This is a genomic window from Bradyrhizobium sp. 31Argb (assembly GCF_043638955.1).
Classification (GTDB): Bacteria; Pseudomonadota; Alphaproteobacteria; order Rhizobiales; family Xanthobacteraceae; genus Bradyrhizobium.
The window spans coordinates 1-3,537 of record NZ_JBEGDB010000460.1; the positions used below are offsets into that span (position 1 = coordinate 1).

The 3,537-nt window shown below is 62.8% G+C and carries 2 protein-coding genes and 2 pseudogenes; 2 read left to right on the forward strand and 2 right to left on the reverse strand.

Annotated elements, in window-relative coordinates; translation table 11 throughout:
* Positions 1-24: 24 nt before the first annotated feature.
* Together AAFX91_RS39935 and AAFX91_RS39940 are read right to left on the reverse strand one after the other, a co-directional pair.
* Positions 25-174, reverse strand: a complete 150-nt coding sequence (locus AAFX91_RS39935; protein ID WP_394570159.1) for a hypothetical protein — start codon at positions 172-174, stop codon at positions 25-27.
* A 235-nt stretch (positions 175-409) separates the two neighbouring features.
* Complete coding sequence (locus tag AAFX91_RS39940) at positions 410-1,627, reverse strand: IS110 family transposase (RefSeq protein WP_394570160.1); 1,218 nt, start codon at positions 1,625-1,627, stop codon at positions 410-412.
* 262 nt (positions 1,628-1,889) lie between these two features.
* Here AAFX91_RS39940 and AAFX91_RS39945 point away from each other — a divergent pair.
* Together AAFX91_RS39945 and AAFX91_RS39950 are read left to right on the forward strand one after the other, a co-directional pair.
* A pseudogene (locus AAFX91_RS39945) lies at positions 1,890-2,129 on the forward strand (transposase domain-containing protein); the annotation flags it as partial.
* Positions 2,130-2,610: 481 nt separating this feature from the next.
* Positions 2,611-3,537 (forward strand): annotated as a pseudogene (locus AAFX91_RS39950) (hypothetical protein); the annotation flags it as partial.

The following is a 3,537-nucleotide window of genomic DNA, read 5'->3' on the forward strand; positions in this document are numbered from 1 at the left end:
GAATACTTCCGGCTGGAGCGAGAGTTAGCCGGCCTGGGTTTCCACCAGGGAGAACAGTGCGCCTTGCAAGGCACACATACGGATGAGATGGACAAGCGCTTTCTTCATGGCCGAGACGAAGATTGCAAAGGTCGCCGTAAGTCCATTCTTTTGTTCGGTCGCGCTGCGGGCCATTCTTCCGTCCCGGCCACCGATCTCGCAGCCGTCGCGCGCAGGGGCGGTCAAGGCTGGCCGCGTTTGCGGCCACCGCAAGGCTTGGCCTTGACCGGCCCGAGCACGGCGGCACACTGGCAGTGGAACGGGACTGCATTCCTGCCTAGAACTTGCCGTCAGCCGCGACTATGGTTGTCGGGCGCGGGCGACCTCGTGGCGAAGCGTGACGCGTCGGCTGCAAGCGTCACCGGACTGCCTATTTTGTCCTGCCGAACTGAGGCGCCCGCGCGCCGGTTTTTGGGTGCCGCGGCTTCCATTGCGACACGAATCGTTCGTAGCTTTGCTCCGCCTGGGCGGCAATCAACATCTCGCGGTCGCGCAGCGCCTTGATGTTGTAGGCATAGGCTGGTCCACGGCGGCTCCCTTTCTGTTGTGGATGTCCGGCTTGAAGTTGCATCGCGCGGGTCTTATTGGCGACCAGCGCCGGGCGCGCCCACAGGTAATCCTCGCCCTTTGTCAGCAAATGCCAGCAGAGCACAGTGAGCTTCCGAGCCACGGCCACCGCGGCGATCTGATGGCCGCGTCGGGCGCGGATGCGCACGAAAACAGCATGCAGTGGACCGGGCGCCTTGGCCGCTGCCCAGGCCGCCTCGACCAGCATGGCGCGCGCATGACTGCGGCCGATCTTGCTGATACGGCCGTGGTGGACGGCTCCCAGCCCGGACTGCCGCACCCGCGGGTTCAGCCCGAAATAGCTCACCAGCTTCTGCGGGCTGTTGAACCGGTTGATGTCGCCGATCGCCGCCACGATTCCGGCGGCGACCGCCAGATTCACGCCGGTGATCGTCATCAATCTGTTCACCGCGGAATCCTCGATTGCGTCCTGTGCGATCTCGCGATCGAGCAGGGCCAGGTCTTCGGCCAAACGGTCAAGCTCACGGACGTGCCGATCGACGGCCGCCCGCTCATCGTCTGGCAACTGTTGAGCGGCCAACCACGCCCGGCCGCGGGCGTTGAAAAGATCGGCATGCGGGCACTTCGGGATCAGGTGCGCGTGCAGGATCGAATGCACCTCGTTCTTGAGCCGCGTACGGTGCCGCACGACCTGGTAGCGCCGCGCCACCAGCCTACGCTTGCGCTCGGTCTCCGCGTCAGGCGTCCAGAGCTGCGGCAGGTAGCCCGCCGCCTGCAAACTGGCGAGCGTGCCGGCATCGATCTTGTCGGTCTTGACGTGAGCCTGGGCGATCGCCTTCACCTGCAACGGATTGGCGATAATCACCCGCGCCACGAATGGCGCCAGCACTCGCGACACCGCCATGCTGTTGCCGGTCGCTTCGAGCACCACCTCATCACCGGCCAGCAGGGTCTTGCCAAATCCCTCCAGCGCAGTCCGCGTCATATCAATGCGGCCCGCATGTCGGAGCCTGCCGTTCTCCCAAAATACCACCTCCCCGAAGGTTCGGTGGACATCAATGCCAATTACCCGTCGCATTCGCACCTCCTCTGCCGGACAACGATGGGAGCTGCGGGCGACACGACAACTACGGATTCGCGCTCGCGGCGCAACCGGGCGAGTCGCAGAGGCGGCCAGCTACTAACTCGAGCTCTCGGCTCATCGTGTGCATCGGCCTGCCCGCACTTCGTGCTCCCGGTGCCTCTGTCCCGATGGTCGCACCCTACGCCACGATGTAGAACACCGCAGCGGAACGTTGGCACCGAGACATCTCATACCGGTTACCAACCCGGTCGAAAATCAGATCAGGCCGCTGGTGCTGACGCGCAAAAATTCGTTGTTTGCAGGTCACGACGAAGGCGGACGTTCATGGGCGCGCATAGCTTCGCTCATCGCTACTTGCAAGATCAACAACGTCGAGCCCTACGCCTGGATGAAGGCGACGCTCGAAGCGATCGCGGCCGGACACCCACAGGCGCGGATCGACGAACTCATGCCCTGGTCGTTCGGCCGAACCCCGTAATCCTCTGTTGCCCCTCCACACGCGACTTCAACGATTTGCAACGCGTTGATCAACAGATTGCAATCCGTTGCGCCAACGCGTTGCAATCCGTCCCTCCAAATCTTTGCGAATGGGACATAGACGTCGCTTACACTTCACTCGTCACTGGCTCCTCAGCATTATGACACAACGCGCTGAGATGCGTTTCGCGCTACCTGCACCAAGCCACCGTCAATTCCCGGCGCGTGGGCTTTTTTTGACACGAGCCGTTTTCAACGCAGGGTCTGCGTGAATCCATTATTGCGCGTTCAACGACGATGCTGGCGTGACGTACCAGAGCAGGACGCCGTTGCTCCAATGGTCAGAAGCATAATGCTCAGAAGAATACTGTCGACGCTAACAGCGTGATTGTCGGCTTTGAACCAATGTCCACAACTTGACGCATGCACCCCAGTACCAAGTGACTGGAAAACCTCCAATTTTCAACTGGCGCGCTGCTTGCTTGGCACCGGTCGGCGGGCACCGTTCCCGTATGTCCGCTCCTCGAGGTCGATGCACATCCTCCGTCCCTTTCCGCCCAGCCCGCAAGAAGCGAGTCTGGGCGGCCGAGTCAGTCCAGGATACCACGCTTGAAAGCTATCGCACCCCGGACCCGCGCTGGGAGATCATCCTCGACATCGACGCGCTGGCGCTCGCGGAGGGGAAGAACTGGGTTTTTCGAGGCGGCAGCTGCCTGCCCCCTGAAGGGCGCCTGTGCCTGGCCGAACTTTCAGACGGCGGCAAGGACGCGGGGTTCGTGCGCGAGTTCGACCGGAACGCCAAAGCCTTCGTCACGACCGGCTTCGACCTTCCGGAGGGAAAGCAGAGCGTCAGCTGGGTCGACGGGGACACGATCCTCATCGCACGAGATTGGGGCGAAGGGACCATGACGAAGGCCGGCTACCCTTTCGTCGTGAAAGAGCTCAAGCGCGCTCAGCCGCTGGTTCAAGCGCGCGAGGTCTTCCGCGGCGAACCGACCGATGCCAGTACAGTGCCATTCGTGCTGCGGGACAGTGAAGGCAAGGTCCATGCCACCGGGGCCGTGCGCGCCATCAGCAGGTTTGAGCAGGAGTATGTGCTCTTTGGGCCTAAGGGGCCGATCAAGCTCAACCTGCCAAAGAAGGCGACCATCGGCGGCATCGCCAGTGGTCGCCTGCTCGTGACGCTCAACGAAGACTGGACGCCGTCCGGCGACAGTCGCTTCGCAGCCGGCTCGATGATCTCGTATGACCTGGCCGACTGGAAACAGGATCCGCTCAGCGCCAGGCCATCGCTCGTCTTCCAACCGGCGGCTCGGCAGGCGCTCGGCGGCTTCGTGAGCGTCACGAGAGGATCGCCGTGCCCGGCCTTGACTTGCGCGGAATGCTTTGGATTGCCCGATCGGGGTGAT

Excerpts from the sequence above, each read along its gene's own strand:
- AAFX91_RS39935 (WP_394570159.1), bottom strand. The coding sequence starts at position 174 with ATGGCCCGCAGCGCGACCGAACAAAAGAATGGACTTACGGCGACCTTT.